General features: G+C 53.0%; 15 protein-coding genes. 10 read left to right on the top strand and 5 right to left on the bottom strand.

Going from position 1 to position 16625, the window contains the following annotated elements; genetic code table 11:
* Positions 1-127: 127 nt before the first annotated feature.
* Both JI741_RS03700 and JI741_RS03695 read left to right on the top strand, forming a co-directional pair.
* Positions 128-544, top strand: coding sequence for a globin family protein (locus tag JI741_RS03700; protein WP_202007491.1), 417 nt, complete (start codon positions 128-130; stop codon positions 542-544).
* Between the two features lie 194 nt (positions 545-738).
* Complete coding sequence (locus JI741_RS03695) at positions 739-1863, top strand: saccharopine dehydrogenase family protein (RefSeq protein ID WP_202007489.1); 1125 nt, start codon at positions 739-741, stop codon at positions 1861-1863.
* A 246-nt stretch (positions 1864-2109) separates the two neighbouring features.
* On the opposite strand, the gene JI741_RS03690 is transcribed toward JI741_RS03695, so the two are convergent.
* Positions 2110-3774 (bottom strand): amino acid permease, encoded by a 1665-nt coding sequence (locus tag JI741_RS03690; RefSeq protein WP_202007487.1) that lies wholly within the window; start codon positions 3772-3774, stop codon positions 2110-2112.
* Between the two features lie 102 nt (positions 3775-3876).
* Here JI741_RS03690 and JI741_RS03685 point away from each other — a divergent pair, with 102 nt between their 5' ends.
* The 3 genes from JI741_RS03685 (at position 3877) to JI741_RS03675 (ending at position 8090) form a co-directional block, all read left to right on the top strand.
* On the top strand, positions 3877-4509 hold the full coding sequence (locus JI741_RS03685) for a 3'-5' exonuclease (RefSeq protein WP_202007485.1): 633 nt from the start codon (positions 3877-3879) through the stop codon (positions 4507-4509).
* 21 nt (positions 4510-4530) lie between these two features.
* Positions 4531-5100, top strand: a complete 570-nt coding sequence (gene nudK, locus JI741_RS03680; protein ID WP_202007483.1) for a GDP-mannose pyrophosphatase NudK — start codon at positions 4531-4533, stop codon at positions 5098-5100.
* Between the two features lie 254 nt (positions 5101-5354).
* Positions 5355-8090: a glycoside hydrolase family 78 protein gene (locus JI741_RS03675; RefSeq protein ID WP_202007481.1), complete on the top strand. Its 2736-nt coding sequence runs from the start codon at positions 5355-5357 to the stop codon at positions 8088-8090.
* An 88-nt stretch (positions 8091-8178) separates the two neighbouring features.
* On the opposite strand, the gene JI741_RS03670 is transcribed toward JI741_RS03675, so the two are convergent.
* Positions 8179-8940, bottom strand: coding sequence for a S1/P1 nuclease (locus JI741_RS03670; RefSeq protein WP_202007479.1), 762 nt, complete (start codon positions 8938-8940; stop codon positions 8179-8181).
* A 95-nt stretch (positions 8941-9035) separates the two neighbouring features.
* Between JI741_RS03670 and JI741_RS03665 the strand changes: the two genes are divergently transcribed.
* From JI741_RS03665 to JI741_RS03650, 4 genes are read left to right on the top strand one after another with little or no spacing between them, the layout of a single operon-like run.
* The gene (locus JI741_RS03665; protein WP_202007477.1) at positions 9036-9833 is read left to right on the top strand and encodes an RMD1 family protein; all 798 of its coding nucleotides are present in this window, start codon (positions 9036-9038) and stop codon (positions 9831-9833) included.
* Between the two features lie 36 nt (positions 9834-9869).
* Entirely contained in the window at positions 9870-10613 is a 744-nt protein-coding gene (locus JI741_RS03660) for a C39 family peptidase (protein ID WP_202007475.1), read from the top strand.
* Positions 10591-12036 carry a RimK family ATP-grasp domain-containing protein gene (locus tag JI741_RS03655; RefSeq protein ID WP_202007473.1) on the top strand — a complete coding sequence of 482 codons (1446 nt, stop codon included), beginning with the start codon at positions 10591-10593 and terminating at the stop codon, positions 12034-12036. Before JI741_RS03660 ends, JI741_RS03655 begins: the two co-directional genes overlap by 23 nt.
* Position 12037: 1 nt before the next feature.
* A complete protein-coding gene (locus JI741_RS03650) occupies positions 12038-13276 on the top strand; it encodes a carboxylate-amine ligase (protein WP_202007471.1) in 1239 nt (412 codons plus the stop codon).
* A 68-nt stretch (positions 13277-13344) separates the two neighbouring features.
* On the opposite strand, the gene JI741_RS03645 is transcribed toward JI741_RS03650, so the two are convergent.
* Together JI741_RS03645 and JI741_RS03640 are read right to left on the bottom strand one after the other, a co-directional pair.
* On the bottom strand, positions 13345-13764 hold the full coding sequence (locus JI741_RS03645) for a COG1470 family protein (protein WP_202007469.1): 420 nt from the start codon (positions 13762-13764) through the stop codon (positions 13345-13347).
* Between the two features lie 148 nt (positions 13765-13912).
* Positions 13913-14815 (bottom strand): LytR/AlgR family response regulator transcription factor, encoded by a 903-nt coding sequence (locus JI741_RS03640; RefSeq protein ID WP_202007467.1) that lies wholly within the window; start codon positions 14813-14815, stop codon positions 13913-13915.
* 210 nt (positions 14816-15025) lie between these two features.
* Here JI741_RS03640 and JI741_RS03635 point away from each other — a divergent pair, with 210 nt between their 5' ends.
* Positions 15026-15721 (top strand): N-formylglutamate amidohydrolase, encoded by a 696-nt coding sequence (locus JI741_RS03635; RefSeq protein ID WP_202007465.1) that lies wholly within the window; start codon positions 15026-15028, stop codon positions 15719-15721.
* Here the strand turns inward: JI741_RS03635 and JI741_RS03630 are convergent.
* Complete coding sequence (locus JI741_RS03630) at positions 15716-16609, bottom strand: TraB/GumN family protein (protein ID WP_202007463.1); 894 nt, start codon at positions 16607-16609, stop codon at positions 15716-15718. The two genes, JI741_RS03635 and JI741_RS03630, sit on opposite strands and share 6 nt — an antisense overlap.
* Positions 16610-16625 lie beyond the last annotated feature (16 nt).

Below are 16625 nucleotides of genomic sequence, written 5' to 3'. Positions count from 1 at the left end.
TGTTTTAGGGAAAGTGTAAACCTATTGTAGACGTCCCTTTTTTAGCAAACGCCCAACCTTTTTCAACCGCTTTCGGTACAAGGATGCAGTATTCAAAATCTTCATCCCTAACCCGTTTCAGTATCGTATGACCGAAAGACAAATTGTTCTCGTAAGGAACTCGTGGACCTATGTAGTAATCAATGCGCAAGAAGCCGGTGAGCTTTTCTACAGCCGCTTGTTTCACGTAGCGCCCGCTGTGAAATCCCTGTTCAAGCACGACCAGAAAGAGCAGGCCCGCAAGCTCATGAACATGGTGACCCTCATTGTGACCAAGCTCAACAAGCTTGACGACATCATGAACGAAGTGAAGCTGCTGGCGCAACGCCACGGCCGCTATGGCGCCAAACCCGAACACTATCAGGTGGTGGGTGAATGCCTGCTGTGGACCCTCGAACAAGGTCTTGGCGAACAGTGGAACGAAGAGCTTATGGAAGCCTGGACCGCCGTGTATCTCACACTTTCGTCGGCCATGATTAAAGGCCAGCTGGAAGTTGCTGCCTGATTTTTAAAAAGAATTTTATTTGGAGCCCCTCTCTGGAGCAAAAAAAGTCCCCTCTCTTGTCTGTGCGGGAGTCTTCCTGTACAGACCTTTTATTTCCCCTCATCATGAAAAAGAAATTTAATTTCCTCGACCTCGTGTTAATGCTTCCTGCCGTAATCGCATTAATTTACGGCTTCATATCAATTCATTAACCCATGAAAAAAGTAGTCGTTCTCGGTGCAGGTCTTGTTGGAAAAGCCATGGCCATTGACCTGGCAAAAACCTTTGATGTGACGTCTGTCGATATCAACGAAGAAGCCCTCAAGTTTGTAGCGCAGCACGGCATCAAAACACAGCAGGTTGATTTCACCAACCTGAGCCAGCTCACCCAAACCCTGGAACCTTTCGACCTGGTGGTTGGCGCGGTGCCCGGCTTCATGGGGTTGCAAACCGTGCGCACGGTGATTGAGGCCGGAAAAAACATTGCCGACATTTCCTTCTTTCCCGAAGATCCCTTTCAACTCGACGACCTCGCCAAAAAGAACAACGTGACGGTGGTGACCGACTGCGGTGTGGCCCCCGGCATGGGAAACATCATTCTGGGCTATCACAACCGGCGCATGAAAATTACCGACTACGAATGTCTGGTGGGCGGTCTGCCCGTGGTGCGCGAGTGGCCCTATGAATACAAGGCAGTGTTCTCACCCATCGACGTCATTGAAGAATACATTCGCCCCGCGCGCTATGTGCAGCAGGGAGCTGTGATCATAAAAGAAGCTTTGTCCGATCCGGAACTCATTCACTTCGACGGTGTGGGCACGTTGGAGTCGTGGAATTCTGACGGCCTGCGGTCGCTCATCAAAACCATGCCCAACATTCCCAACATGATCGAGAAAACGCTGCGCTATCCGGGCTGCATCGAATACCTGCGCGTGTTGCGTGAATCCGGATTTTTCTCCTATGAAGCGGTCGACATCAAAGGCGTGAAAGTTCGCCCCATCGACGTCACCGCCAAGCTGCTGTTTCCCAAATGGAAGCTGAAGCCGGGCGAAGAAGAATTCACCGTGATGCGCATCCGCATGACCGGCGAAGAAAACGGCAAGACAAAAACGTACGAATACAATTTGCTTGACCGCACCGACAACGCCACCAGCACCCTGTCGATGGCCCGCACCACAGGCTACACCTGCACCGCGGCCCTGCACCTTATTGCCGACGGCAAGTTTACCCGCAAAGGCATTTGCCCTCCCGAATATCTGGGCGAACAGGAAGAACATTTCAATTTTGTGGTGAACTACCTGAAGACACGCAACGTGAACTATCGCGTTACGGAGTCGTAGGGAAAAGCGCGAACCCATTCTGTTGTGCGGGGTGTGGTTGTGGCGGTGCGCATGGCGTCGGCTTATGGGTGCTTTACATCCGTCTTTACCCTGCATATACTCCGCCCTTACCCTGCCCAGGGAAGGGACTTTCTAGGGAGTTTCTAAGGAGTTTCTTAGGAGTTTGGATTTTTCCTGCACCGGGATGGTGATCGGAAGATCGTGTTTGGATTTCAGATTTCAAAGCGCGCTGCGCCGTGCAGGTTGCTACGATTTGGTGGCAAGTTTGCTCTTCCAATAGCCGTAGCTGAAGTAGATCACCAGTCCAAACGCCATCCATCCGAAGAACACCGCCCAGCTGCGGGTCGGAATTTCAATCATCAGGTAGCAGCAGCAAAGGAGGCCGAGAATGGGAATGAGCGACAGCTTCTTCAGAAACGAAAACACGGTTACCACCAGTGTTACCAAAATGAACACCAGAAACAAAATCTCCTGGTGCGACTCGTGCGACAGGTTTGTGAGCGAGTCCATGAAGCGCTCGCGGAAGCCGTAGAGGAAAACAATGAACAACACCGGTACAATCCACTGTCCGTTGATGTAGGGGAGGTTGAATCGTTTCTCTGCGGTTTTCTCGCGTTTGGGCAATACCAGTACGCCGCCGCACACAATGGCGAAGGCAAACAAGGTGCCGATGCTGGTGAGGTCGGTCATGAGTGCACTCTCCACAAACAGGGAGGGAATGGCCACAATGATGCCGGTCATGACGGTGGAGAAACCGGGTGTCTGATATTTGGGGTGGATCTTGCCGAAGCGGCGGGGCATAAGACCATCGCGGCTCATGCTCATCCAGATGCGGGGCTGGCCAATCTGGAACACCAGCAACACGCTGGTGGCCGCCACCACAGCACTAACCGAAATGAAGAACCCGATTTTGCCCTGGTTGATTTTTTCGAATACATAGGCCAACGGATCGGCTACTGAATCGAATTCCGAATAGTTCACCATGCCGGTGATGACCAGCGTCACCACCACATAAATTATGGTGCAGATAATAAGCGAGTAGATCATGCCCCGTGGGAGGTCGCGTTGCGGGTTGGCGCATTCTTCGGCGGTGGTTGAAATGGCGTCGAAGCCGATGTAGGCAAAGAACACGGCCGACACGCCCTTGAGCACGCCGCTGAAGCCGTTAGGCATGAAGGGCGTCCAGTTGTTGGTGTCGATATAAAACACCCCGATGCCTACAATAAACACCAGCACCACCAGCTTCAGCCCCACCATGAAATTGGCGCTGCTGCGGCTTTCGCGGATGCCGATGTATGCCAGGATGGTGATGAGTATGATGATGACAAAGGCGGGCACATTGCAAATGAATTTGTAGCCGGCCACCAGCGGCGCGGTGGTCCAGGCCAACGCATCGGTAGGGGTACCCGCCTGCACAGCCGATTCATAGGCCGACCGGGCGGTGGAGGGATCGGTGGCAAGCCATGCGGGCAGGTGCATGCCCACGCCTTCGAGCAGGTTCACAAAATAGCTGCTCCACGAAATGGACACCACCACGTTGCCGATGCCATATTCCAGGATCAGTGCCCAGCCAATGACCCAGGCGGTGATTTCTCCAAAGGTGACATAGGAGTAGGTGTAGGCACTGCCCGCCACGGGCACGCGCGAGGCAAATTCGGCATAACAAAGGGCGGTGAACCCGCAGGTCACCGCGGTGATTATGAACAGGAAGATAACGCCCGGGCCGCCGTCGTAGGCCGCCTGGCCAATGGTAGAAAAGATGCCGGCGCCGATCACGGCTGCAATTCCCATCGCCGTCAGGTCCTTCACACCCAATATTTTTCTCAGTTCCGGCGAGCCGTGGCTGTCGCGTTCAGAGGCGTCACTAAGGATGGAAGAGAGCGATTTTTTTCGGAAAAGGGAATTCGACATTCAATTTGAGTTAGGGGCCTCAAAATAGTTGATTTTTTTGACTTAAATTAGAGCACCCATTAGTAGGGGATTTTTTTAACACCTGTTTACCTCGATTTTTTAATGCATTTACCGAAAGAAGAGCATCCGGAACCAGCGCACCAGGGTCCCAAAGTCACCATCACAGCAGAGGAAGTGAACCAGCTTCCCCTAAAAGCCTTCGAAGGAAAAGTGAGCGTCATCACCGAGCCTTCCAAGCTGGCGGCCATGCAGCGCGAAATCGAGAAGCACGACGTGGTGGGCTTCGACACCGAGACGCGTCCCAGCTTTAAGCGCGGACAGTCCTATAAGGTGGCGTTGCTGCAACTGGCCATTCCCGGCAAAGTTTTCCTCCTGCGCCTGCACCAAACCGGGCTGCCCGAAGAAATTGTATCCATCTTCGAAAACACCAACATCATCAAAGCCGGCGTGGCCATCCACGACGACATCAAGGCTTTGCAAAAGCTCAGTCGCTTTCAACCCACCTCGTTCATCGAACTGTCTACCATGGCCAAGGCCTCGGGACTGCAGGTGGAGAGTGTGAAAAAACTGGCGGGCCTGCTGCTGGGCTTCCGCATTTCCAAAAGTGCGCAAACGTCGAACTGGGAAGCGCCCACGCTCACCGAGAAACAAATCGACTACGCTGCCACCGACGCCTGGGTGTGCCTGGAAATTTATCATCACCTGCTGCGCAACTACTTTCATGTGAAAGCGTAAACAAGGGCTAACCCTTTCGCAATGACCCCCAAAATCATCGACAAGCAAACGCTGTCGGCCAACTGGTACAAACTCTACAAGTACACCTTTTCTTTTCTTACACGCAGCGGCGAAGAACGCATCCAAAGCCGCGAGGCCTACGACCGCGGCAACGGTGCCACCATCCTGCTCTACAATAAGGAACAACGCACCGTGGTGCTCACACGCCAGTTCCGCCTCCCCACGTTTGTGAACGGCAACGCCGACGGCATGCTCATTGAAGCCTGCGCGGGCCTGCTCGACCTCGACAATCCCGAAGACTGCATCCGCCGCGAAACCGAAGAAGAAACCGGCTACCGCATCACCCACGTGAAAAAGATCTTCGATGTCTACATGTCGCCCGGCTCCGTAACCGAAATCCTCTACTTCTTCACCGGAGAATACACTGCCGCCCAAAAAGTGACCGAAGGCGGAGGTGTTGACGAAGACGAAAACATTGAAGTGCTGGAACTTGATTTCGAAAAAGCGTATGGTATGATCACCACCGGCGAAATCAAAGACGCGAAAACCATCATGCTCCTGCAATACGCAAAGCTGAATAATCTGCTCTAAGCGATTTAGATTTCTCCTTCGTAAAAAGGAACGTGATGGCGGCCTCCGCCACCATCCACACCATGCCCGGTGTTGGGCGTCAGCTTCGCCGACCCCGGGCAGGCATTGCCTTTGATGTCAGTACAGGCACCCCTCACTCACCCTATGCTCATCCCCAACGCAAGACGAAGCCAGCGCCGAGCCATCATGACGGTACAGGTCGGCCATCCTCCAGAATGTCCGTATCTTAGTCTCACTAAACCCTATTACCAGACATGCGCATTTTCGTTTTTCTTTTCTGCCTGCTGGCCGCCACAGCCACTTCGCTGCTGGCACAACCAGCACCCAAACTCAGCGTGGGCGAACCTACGTGCGAGTATCAAAACAATCCCCTGGGCATCGATGTCAAAGTTCCTCGCTTGTCGTGGAAGCTAGTGTCGGAGCAGCGGGGGGTGACACAAAAATCCTATGAGCTTCGCGTCGGCTTCGACGACAAGGCGCTTGCCAAGGGAGCAAACATTCTCTGGCAGAGCGGCGTGGTGCCGTCCGATCAGTCGGTGCTGGTGAACTATGGTGGCCCGGCGCTCACGTCGCGTCAACGTTATTACTGGCAGGTGCGGGTGGTTGACAACAAGGGCAACACGTCGGCCTGGAGCGAAATGAAGTGGTGGGAAACCGGTTTGTTGCAGTCATCCGACTGGACTGCCGCGTGGGTCGAACCCGATCTTCCCGGCGACAGTGTGCACAGTCCCGCACCCATGCTGCGCAACGCGTTCGATTTGAAAAAGATGGTAAAGAACGCGCGCCTCTACATCACGTCGCACGGCATCTACGAATGTTTCATCAACGGCCAGCGCGTGGGCGATCAATACCTCACGCCCGGCTGGACCAGCTACAACAAGCGTCTGCAATATCAAACCTACAATGTCACCACGTTGCTTACCAACGGGCGCAATGCCACGGGCGTCATTCTTAGCGATGGCTGGTATCGGGGCAACCTGGCATGGGAAAACAACCGGAATATCTATGGCAAAAACCTCGCACTACTGTTTCAACTGGAGGTGACCTATACCGACGGCACCAAAGAAACCATCGCGTCCAACGATCAGTGGAAGAGCAGTACCGGTGCCGTTGTGCAGGCCGGTATCTACTATGGCGAAGCCTACGACGCGCGTCTTGAGAAAAAAGACTGGACCCTGGCATCGTACGCCCCCAACGACTGGCGCGGTGTGCGCGTGATCAAGGTCCCGAACGACAACCTGGTGGCTTCTTATTCGCCTCCCGTGAAAAAACACGAAACCTTCAAAGCCAAACCGGTGAGCACCACAGCCGCCGGCGAAGTGATCTACGACTTTGGTCAGAACCTGGTGGGCTTTGTAACCTTTAAAGTGAAAGGCAATGCCGGCGACCAGGTGGTGATTCACCACGCCGAGGTGCTCGACAAAAAAGGAAACTTCTATCTCGACAACCTTCGCGCCGCACAGGCCGAGGTGATCTATACGTTGAAAGGTGGCGTGGAAGAAACTTTTGAGCCGCACTTCAGCTTCTTTGGTTTTCGTTACATCCGCATCAAAAGCAAAACCAAAATCGCCCCCGAAAACATTGTGGCCACCACGCTCTATTCCGATATGGCGTCAACAGGAACGTTCACATCGTCCAATGCCCTCATCAACCAGTTGCAACACAACATTCAATGGGGACAGAAAGGCAACTTTGTGGATGTGCCCACCGACTGCCCGCAGCGCGACGAGCGCCTCGGCTGGACCGGCGACGCACAGGCCTTTGCGCGCACCGCTGCCTACAACATGAACGTGGCCACCTTCTTTCACAAGTGGTTGAAAGACCTGGCGGCCGATCAGGTAGCCGATGGACGTGTGCCGTTTGTGATCCCCAACGTGCTGGGCGAAAATGCATCCGCCTCTGCGGGATGGGCCGATGCGGCCACCATCATTCCCTGGAACATCTATAATGCCTATGGCGACAAACGTATTCTCGAAACACAATACGAGAGCATGAAAGCCTGGGTGGGCTTTATGGAAAAAAACAGCACCAACAATCTTTGGAACAAAGGTTTTCACTTTGGCGACTGGCTCTTCTATCGCCCCAACGACGACACCGATGGTCGCTCGGCAGTGACTGACAAATACCTGATTGCACAATGCTTCTTCGCCAACTCTACCCAGATCATGGCCAACACGGCAAAAGTATTGGGCAAAGAAGATGACGCGAAACGCTACACGGAGTCGCTCAAAAAAATCAAAGACGCTTTTGTGCAGGAATACATGACGCCCAACGGAAGATTGGTGGCTGGCACACAAACGGCCTATGTGCTGGCCCTGAACTTCGACATGCTTCCCGAAAATCTGCGCGCCCAGGCTGCCGATCGGTTGGCGCAAAATGTGAAAGATTATGGCAACCACCTCACCACAGGCTTTCTGGGAACACCCTATCTCTGTGAAGTGCTGACACGCTATGGCTACCTGGACGTGGCGTACAACCTGTTGTTACAGGAAACCTATCCTTCGTGGCTCTATCCGGTGAAGATGGGCGCCACCACCATATGGGAACGTTGGGACGGTATCAAAACCGACAGCACGTTTCAAACGCCGGGCATGAACTCGTTTAACCACTATGCCTACGGCGCCATCGGCGACTGGATGTACAGAAGGGTGACTGGTTTGCGCGAGGCCGCGCCGGGCTATAAAGAAATCATTATCGCGCCACAGCCGGGCGGCAACTTCAAGCACGCCACGGCAGAACTGAACACACAATACGGCCCGGCAAAGTCGGCGTGGAAAATTGAGAATGGTAATTTTATTCTGGCCATCACCATTCCCGCCAACACCACGGCACAGGTAATATTGCCGCGTGCCGCCGATGCCAAAATAACGGAAGGGGGCATCGACATCAGTAAGCTGAAGTCGTTGTCGCCGTTGGCAGCCGAAGGTGGTGACGGAAAGTTGCAGCTGGGCTCCGGGGCCTACACGTTTACCTATGGCTGGAAGCCCTAGGCAGTTCGTTGTAGAAATTCAATGGGCATGAAACAACGAAGGCGCGGGTGATGAACCCGCGCCTTCGCTTTTTGTGAGACGGTGGTGTTTATTTATATATCTCGTTCAAAATTCCGGCGAGCCGCACACCAGCCTGCACCAACCGCTGGCGCACAACGGGCATGTTGAGGTAGGCGTATTTGTAGCTCAGTTTGCCATTGCCGATAGCGTATACCTGGGGACGGTAGGTCATGCTTTCGTAGGCCCAGTCGCGTACTGATTTTTTCTGCCATGCGGCAATCTTCACGGCGTCGGGTTTCTCAAGCGATTCGCCCAGTTCGGTATAGCTCAGGTGTGTGTCGTCAATCATCTCGCTGTCCCACACCGTGTGCAGGTTGCTGTCGCCTCTGAACCACGTCACTTTCACCTTGTTGCCGCCCGCGTCGGTGCCCTGGCCCACGTGCAGGGGTTGGTGAACATCGCCCACGAGGTGGATCAGCATTTTCAGATGTTCGGCTTCGTCTTTGGCGTTGAGTTTTTTTGATTTCAGTTCGGTGATGAGGCGCTCAATGGTTTGAATGAGGTCGCCATGCGGATTCTTTTCCGATTGTTCATAGGTCTGCCCGTCTTGAATAGTCACCCAATGCCAGTCGCCGGCATAGTCATAGGTCGAATCGGACCGGATCTCGTCCATCCACGTGGAGGCCATGGCGGTAGACTGGCCGGCCAGGATGCGTTGCAGTTCCTTTTGTGCTTTTTTAGAAAGGTATTTGTCGGCCACAAAACCGATGGCGCGGTGGCCGGTGGCGCCCCAGGCCCAGGCGCTGAGGGCGATGGCAAAAAAGGACAGTGTGAGAATGACTTTTTTCATATTCGAATTAATGGGCGGCAATTTCTCACATTTCCCACAAACGCAAATGAACGGGCCATGAATTTAAATTTATATCTTTAGTGAAAGGCCGATCTATGCCCCAAACGGTAAAACTCTCCGCTTTCCTGGTGGCCAACCAGTTCGACATCAAGGCCATCAAAACCTTTTTCGATATCAAGCCGCTGGCCGATTCCTCTTCCGAACTCTTTTATGTTTTCGATGAGAAGAAGTTTCAATACTATTTCAACTTTGGTGTGGTGGTGTTTGCCGGCTACACCGAAGACGAAATGAAGTGGGCCATCAAAACCGTGCAACCGTTTCAACGCAACGAGGTGACGCCCTGGCTGCGCGACGACCACATTGTGCACGCCACCGAAGGCAGCGAACTGCGCTTCGACTTTGACGAGCTGATTCTTGAAAAGATCGACGACAAAGTGATTCGCATCACCATGTTCAACCTCGCCCAGTCGGTGGCGCTCGACCATTATCACGCCATCACCGAAAACCTGCTCACCGAAGCCAAGGTGTTCACCAATCAGCTGGAACAAACCGGCAAGCTCAAGATCAGCCGCAAGAACATGATGCGCTTCCTGGGCCGCGCCCTCAACACACAAAACGACATTGCCGAAAACATCTACATCTTCGACGCGCCCGACCAGGTGTGGGACGATGCCTACCTGGACAAACTGCACCAGGGATTGATCAAACATTTTGACCTGCGCGTGCGTTTCAGTGAAATAGAATATACGTTGCGTATCATTGAAGATAATCTTTCCGTTTTCAGAGAGATTATCAATCAACGTGAAAGCAACTTGCTGGAATGGATCATTATCATACTCATTCTTGTGGAGGTTTTTGATTTGCTGATCACAAAATTGTTAAGGCTCACCTGAAAAAGAACAGCCAAGCCAAAAGCCAAAGCATCCCCTATGAAGAAAGAACTTGTTCTGGGTTTCGACATCCAGGCCCAACCCGACGAAGTGACCTGCGGACCCACCTGCCTGCACGCGCTGTATAATTATTTTGGCGACCAGGTGCCGCTGAAGGAGGTGATCAAGGAAGTGAAGCAGCTCAAGTTTGGCGGCACACTGGCTGTGCTGCTGGGACATCACGCACTGGAACGCGGCTACAATGCGCACATTTATACCTACAACCTCAATGTGTTTGATCCCACGTGGTTCAAAAGCTCGTCGAAGAAAATGGTGCAGCAGCTCCAGGCCCAGATGGAGTTCAAAACAAAGCGACGCAAGCTGCAGGTAGCCTCCAAGGCCTACATCAAATTTCTGGAAGCCGGTGGCGAGCTGCGCAACACGGAATTGGATGAGCATTTAATAAAGGACTACCTTAACCGGTCCATCCCCCTGCTGGCCGGGCTCAGTGCCACACACCTCTATGGCACGGCCCGCGAAATTCCCCAGTTTGATATTTACGACAGCATTAAAGGCGAACCTTCGGGACACTTCGTGGTCATTACCGGCTATGATGAAGCGAAGAACTGCGCCTACATTGCCGACCCGATGGAACCCAACCCGCTGGGTAAGGGACAATTGTATGGCGTGAGTTTTGCACGCCTCATCAACAGCATCATGCTCGGCATCGTTACCTACGACGCCAACTTATTGGTGATCGAACCGAAAGAAAAAAAGACCCATGCCAAAACTCATAATCGTTGAAAACCCCGCACTCTGGAAGTTCAACCTCGAAGATGTGAAGGTGGTCACACCGTCACACTACATCGAGAGTGACGATTATCCCGAGCGTGGATTGAAGGTGATTAACCTTTGCAAGTCCTATCAATACCAAAGTCTGGGCTATTATGTGTCGTTGCTGGCCGAAGCGCGCAAACACAAGGTGCTGCCCGGCGTGTCGACCATCCAGGACCTGCGGTTCCCGTCCATTCTGCGGGAAGAGTCTGAAGACTTTGATGCCCTCATTCAAACTGCATTCAAGAACGTGTCGGACAAAGACAAGGTGGAGTTTGATATCTACTTTGGCAGCACGCAGGAGGAACGCCTGAACAAATTGGCCAAGCAGCTTTTTCAATACATACAGGCGCCATGTCTGCACGCCAAGTTCACCAAGCGAAGCAAGTGGGCCTTGCACAGCATCAAGCCGTTGAGTTTGGGCGAGGTGCCCGAAGGCGATTGGCCGTTGCTGCGATCGTCTGTAGAACGATACCTGTCGCGCAAACGCGACGTGGTGCCCGACAAGAAAAAATACGACCTGGCCATTTTGGTCGATCCGAACGATCCCAACCCGCCTTCTGACGAAAAGGCCATTCAGAAATTTATCAAGGCCGGCGACCAGGCGGGCTTCAATGTGGAACTCATCACGCGCGACGACTTCGACGAGCTTATTCAATACGACGCGCTGTTCATTCGCGAAACCACGTATGTGAACCATCACACGTTTCGCTTTGCCAAGAAAGCCCAGTCGCTGGGGTTGTCGGTCATCGACGATCCGGAATCCATACTCAAGTGTACCAACAAGGTGTATCTGGACGAATTGCTTACGTCCAACAAAATACTCACACCCAAGTCGTTTGTGGTGAGCAAAGAAAATCATAAAACGCTTCCCGAAAAGCTGCCCTATCCGTTCATTCTCAAACAACCCGATGGTGCTTTTAGCAAAGGGGTGTTCAAGATCAAGGATGCGGATGAATACAAGAAGGTGTGTGGCGACATGTTTCAGAAATCGGAGTTGCTGATTGCGCAGGAATTTCTGCCCACCACGTTCGACTGGCGCGTGGGCATCATCGACGGCAAGCCATTGTATGTGTGTAAATATTTTATGGCGACCGAACACTGGCAGATCGTGAACTGGAATTCGGAAAAACAAAACCGCGAAGGCGATGTTGAGTCTGTGGCAGTAGACAACGCGCCGGCAGGGCTGATCCGCACGGCCTTGAAAGCCACCGCGCTCATTGGACGCAGCCTCTATGGTGTGGACATGAAAGAAGTGGACGGCAAGTTCTATGTGATCGAGATCAACGACAATCCCAACATTGACTCGGGCATGGAAGACAAAATATTGAAAGATAAACTCTATGCCACCATCATGGAGGTGTTTCTAAACAAGATCAAAGCCGACAAGTAACATGACGCAACCCTCACGCATACACCTCTTCCAGGGCTACGGTGTGGAACTGGAATACATGCTGGTGGACCGCACCACCCTGCAGGTGAAACCCATCACCGACGACTTGCTGAAGCACGTGCTGGGCCACTATGGCAGCGACGTAGACAAAGGCATGGTCACCTGGTCGAACGAACTGGTGATGCACGTGGTGGAATTAAAATCTACCAAGCCCGAGTCGGACTTTGTGGCGCTGGATAAAGAGTTTGCCAAAAACGTGACCGACATCAACACCATTCTCGCGTCGTGGAATGCCATGCTGCTGCCGTCTGCGGCCCACCCGTTCATGAACCCGATGACGGAAACAAAACTGTGGCCTCACGAGAACAACGAAGTCTATACGATCTACAATAAAATATTCGACTGTCGTGGTCACGGTTGGTCAAACCTGCAAAGCACCCACCTGAACCTGCCGTTCTATGACGACGAAGAGTTTGCACGTCTTCATGCGGCAATCCGGCTGGTGTTGCCGTTGCTGCCCGCGCTCTGTGCAAGCTCGCCCATTCTGGATGGTCGCCTCACCGGCCTGCTCGACACACGGTTGAAATATTATAAGACAAACCAATCGCGCATTCCCTGCATCACGGGCAAAGTGATTCCCGAAGCGGTGTTCTCGCGGCGCAACTATTTCAATACCATCTACGAAAAGATCAAGACCGACATCACGCCGTTCGATCCGGAAGGGGAGTTGAATCCCATCTGGGTGAACTCGCGCGGCGCCATACCACGCTTCGATCGTGGCTCCATCGAAATCAGGATCATGGACATACAGGAATGTCCGTCGGCCGATCTCGCGGTGGTGTCGTTTGTGATCGAACTCATCAAGGCCCTGGTGGCTGGGAAGTTCATCGATCATGAAGCGCAAATGAAATGGAAAACGGAAGTGCTGGCACAGTTGCTCGACCAGACGGTAGAGAAAGGGCAGCAGGCCATCATTGCCAATGCCGAATACCTGGCCTTGCTGGGCATGCCCGCCAAGGCAGCCACAGCACAAGAAATATTGAAGCACCTTGTGGAACGGATGATTGCCCAGGGCAAACTGGGAGAATGGAAAAAACCACTGGATGTTATTCTGGAAGATGGTCCATTGGCACAACGCATGGTGAAAGCCACGGGTGCAGAACCTACGCATGAACGCGTGGTGGAAGTCTACAAACAACTGGCGCAGTGTCTGGCCGCGAACGAAATGTTCAGGCCGTGATCCATCGCGCATTTGCGCCTTTGCAGGTTTCCCCGCAAAGGCCGCAGAACGCAATCTAGGTTAATGTCTTATTCGTGAATGGAGGTCACGGTGTGGCCTGCACCTTCCTGCACGGTGAGGGCGAGTGTGGCGCCCTTGGTTTTATGTTGCAGTGTGCCGTTGAGAATCAACGTATAGGTGCCGGGTTTGGCGGTGGCATCGGCGGCGATGGTCACCACGCTGCTTCCATCCACATCCTGCGCAGGCGCAAACGACACGGTAACACCCTCGGGCAATCCTGACGACACGCCCAAAACTCCTTTGAATTTGGAATAGGCTTTCGAGCGGTTCACCTGCAAGGTCACATCGCGCGATTCTCCGGCCTTCACATCCACGGCCGACGCCGAGAGCTCGATGAGAAATTCGGAACGGGGAGCAGCTTTTTCCTGGGCCACGGCGTGGATCGCACAACCGGCCAGCACAATCAAGAAGAGGATAGATTTTTTCATAGCGTTGTCATTTATTAGAAATAGCAACGCGAAGAACGGCAAGAGGCTGCCCCGATGCCGCGCAATGGAGCGAACGGCGCCGAACTTGTGGCCAAGTGTGCAAGCTTGGGGTGAGCCAGAAGCGTTTTGGGGTGAATGGCGATGCCGGTCAGGCCACTTCCATGGCGTTGCGCAGCTGCTGGATCTTGTCGATGAGCTCTTTGCCCTTGGCCCGCGACACGGGAATGGAGATGTCGGTGTCCAGAATCTGGAGTTTGTAGCCGTTGGCGTTGCCACTGATGTTCCCGATGGCGTTCACGTTCACGAGATAGGAGCGGTGACACCGGATGGCAAAGTTGTTGTCGATCTGCCCTTCTATGTTCTTGAGGTTTGCCCGCAGCAGTTTTTTGTGTATGCCCTTGCCATCGCGCCACACCACGGTAGAATAGTTGTCGTCGGCCTCGATGTAGAGCAGGTCGGGGAGGTGGAAGCTCAGGGTTTCGGTGGTCTCTGAATGCAGGGTCAGGTGGAGGTTTTGTCCGTTGCCGGCCAGGTTCTCCTTTTTCAGGGTTTTGATCTTGTCCAGTTCCTGGTTGGCTTTGGTGGCGCTGCGCAGATTCTGCTTCAGCACATTGTTGCGCAGAAACAGGGTCATGATGGTGATGGTGATCACCCCGGTTTGGGCGATCTGTCGGTTAGATCCCTCCACCAGTTCCCAAAACGGCATCTCGGGAAACAGGAAGAGCTTCTCCACTACGGGAATGACGGCCCCGATGCCTACACAATGCAACAGCGTGAGCAGGATGTATTTCCCTACCGTCCAGTGTGCCGGGTCAAAGGCTTTTGGGAAAAAACGGGGCAGCACAACAATGTCGACTATGAGCACCAGAAAGGTGATGCCTCCGAAAATGAATTTGTGCCCGATGGTGATGATGTGGTGGTGATGCGACACATGATAGACCTGCAGGAAGAAGACCACAAACGCGCTCACAAACAGAATGAACACAACGTTCTTGCGTTCGTCGTTCAGGTAATACGGAAACGGGGCTTCAAGTTTTTCGCGTAAACGCATTTCCAAAATTCGGTTTCAAAACGTGAAATTAAAAATCGGACAAGTCAGACCCCCGTTTAAATGCAAAAACCACGGGTAAGGCTTTGATTTGAACGAAGGTTGTGGTGAAAAGATGAGCACCGGGGCGAAAAGTTAAGCGGTGAACAGGGCGATGTGCCCGCCCACGGTGTGCGAATAACCTTCGCATCCTTATTTTTGTTGAAATAAATTATGAACCTCATCTTCACTTGCGAGCATGCGGGCAATGCAGTGCCCACGGCCTACAGCCACTTTTTTGAGGGACGCCACGACGTGTTGCAGTCGCACCGGGGCTGGGACCCTGGCGCGTTGGAGATGGCCCGTTACCTATCGGGCCAGTTGGCCGCGCCGTTGTGGATTTGTGAAACCACACGCCTGCTGGTGGAGCCCAACAGGTCGCTGCATCATTCGGCCCTGTTTTCGGAATATGTGCAACACCTCACCGACGACGAGCGCCTGCGCATTTTGGAGGAGTATTATCATCCGCACCGGTCCAGCGTGGAAGACCTCATTCAGCGCGCATCCGAAACCACCCTTCACCTGGCCATCCATTCCTTCACCCCCGTGCTGAACAACGTTGTGCGCACGGTTGATGTTGGCCTGTTGTTCGATCCGGCCCGCAGCAGCGAGGCCACATTCTGCGAACGCTATGCCGAAGCTCTAGCCCCACATTTACCGGGATTGGTAATTCAGTTTAATGAACCGTATAAGGGAATTGACGATGGGTTTCCAACCTACCTCCGCACTGTTTTCAATGATCGGAAGTATGCAGGCATCGAAATTGAACTCAATCAAAAATATATCGGCACACCCGTGTGGGACGATATCGCCACGGCCATGAAAAACGGGTTAACGGAAGTGTTGGCAACGTACCACGCAGGGCTATAATAACGTCTTCAGCGGTTTCACAGTGTAGCCCGCCTTGCGCAGCAATGAGACCAGTCCCATTTTGCCGGCGAGGTGAAGCGCGCCCACGGCCACAAAAGTCTGTTGTGTTTTCATGAGCTGCGGCAATTGTTCCATCCATTTTGCGTTCCGGTCGTAGAGCATCACCGTGGCTTCCTTTTCGGTGTAGGTTTGTTTAGCCATCAGCTCTTCCAGCTTCATCAGGTTGCCTTCGCGATAGTGGCGGTTCATGGCAATGATTTCGTCTTTTGCTTTGTCTTTTTCATTCACAAACTCCATCAGCATTTCGGCCTGACGTTTCAGGGTGAACTGACCGAAGAGGGCCTTCAGCTGGTCGTCGAAAGTTTCGAGGCCCACAAGTTTCTTATTTGATTTCTTGGCCTCTTGCTGAAAGTAGATGTCCATGGGAGCGTCTTGTGGCCCGTTCATGGGGAAATATTTTTGTTGCACCATGCTCATCAACACAATCTGGATGGTCATGGGGTTCATGGTGTTGAAAAGTTTCAGGTCGTAGCCCGATACTTCTTTTAGCCAGACGGCAGTCTTTTGATAGTCGTCGGCACCCAGCAGTTTGTCGAGAGTGGTGTCTTTCATGATCGAGGCGCTCATCATCTTCATGGTGAGGGTGCTGTCGATCAGCAATTCTCCTACCAGGGCGGAGCTGCTTTTAAATTTGTCCATCACCTGTGTTAGGCTGTCTACATAGTGCGCGCCCTTCAGGTGAAAGGTGCCAAAGAGATACGACGGCTTTGTCAGACCATTGCCGCTCACTTCCCAAAACACGGCGTTCTCCACAGGCTTCTGGGCCACGGCAGATTGACAAACAACGGACATGAAAAGAACAACGAGGTAGACGTGATGACGCTTCATAGAGTTGTGATTACTG

It is taken from the genome of Chryseolinea lacunae, assembly GCF_016735595.1.
GTDB classification, from domain to species: domain Bacteria; phylum Bacteroidota; class Bacteroidia; order Cytophagales; family Cyclobacteriaceae; genus Chryseolinea; species Chryseolinea lacunae.
The sequence above is the reverse complement of the archived record's forward strand: the minus strand, read 5'-3'. Positions and strand labels throughout refer to the sequence as shown.

Excerpts from the sequence above, each read along its gene's own strand:
- JI741_RS03700 (WP_202007491.1), top strand. The coding sequence starts at position 128 with ATGACCGAAAGACAAATTGTTCTCGTAAGGAACTCGTGGACCTATGTA.
- JI741_RS03695 (WP_202007489.1), top strand. The coding sequence starts at position 739 with ATGAAAAAAGTAGTCGTTCTCGGTGCAGGTCTTGTTGGAAAAGCCATG.
- JI741_RS03690 (WP_202007487.1), bottom strand. The coding sequence starts at position 3,774 with ATGTCGAATTCCCTTTTCCGAAAAAAATCGCTCTCTTCCATCCTTAGT.
- JI741_RS03685 (WP_202007485.1), top strand. The coding sequence starts at position 3,877 with ATGCATTTACCGAAAGAAGAGCATCCGGAACCAGCGCACCAGGGTCCC.
- nudK (WP_202007483.1), top strand. The coding sequence starts at position 4,531 with ATGACCCCCAAAATCATCGACAAGCAAACGCTGTCGGCCAACTGGTAC.
- JI741_RS03675 (WP_202007481.1), top strand. The coding sequence starts at position 5,355 with ATGCGCATTTTCGTTTTTCTTTTCTGCCTGCTGGCCGCCACAGCCACT.
- JI741_RS03670 (WP_202007479.1), bottom strand. The coding sequence starts at position 8,940 with ATGAAAAAAGTCATTCTCACACTGTCCTTTTTTGCCATCGCCCTCAGC.
- JI741_RS03665 (WP_202007477.1), top strand. The coding sequence starts at position 9,036 with ATGCCCCAAACGGTAAAACTCTCCGCTTTCCTGGTGGCCAACCAGTTC.
- JI741_RS03660 (WP_202007475.1), top strand. The coding sequence starts at position 9,870 with ATGAAGAAAGAACTTGTTCTGGGTTTCGACATCCAGGCCCAACCCGAC.
- JI741_RS03655 (WP_202007473.1), top strand. The coding sequence starts at position 10,591 with ATGCCAAAACTCATAATCGTTGAAAACCCCGCACTCTGGAAGTTCAAC.
- JI741_RS03650 (WP_202007471.1), top strand. The coding sequence starts at position 12,038 with ATGACGCAACCCTCACGCATACACCTCTTCCAGGGCTACGGTGTGGAA.
- JI741_RS03645 (WP_202007469.1), bottom strand. The coding sequence starts at position 13,764 with ATGAAAAAATCTATCCTCTTCTTGATTGTGCTGGCCGGTTGTGCGATC.
- JI741_RS03640 (WP_202007467.1), bottom strand. The coding sequence starts at position 14,815 with ATGCGTTTACGCGAAAAACTTGAAGCCCCGTTTCCGTATTACCTGAAC.
- JI741_RS03635 (WP_202007465.1), top strand. The coding sequence starts at position 15,026 with ATGAACCTCATCTTCACTTGCGAGCATGCGGGCAATGCAGTGCCCACG.
- JI741_RS03630 (WP_202007463.1), bottom strand. The coding sequence starts at position 16,609 with ATGAAGCGTCATCACGTCTACCTCGTTGTTCTTTTCATGTCCGTTGTT.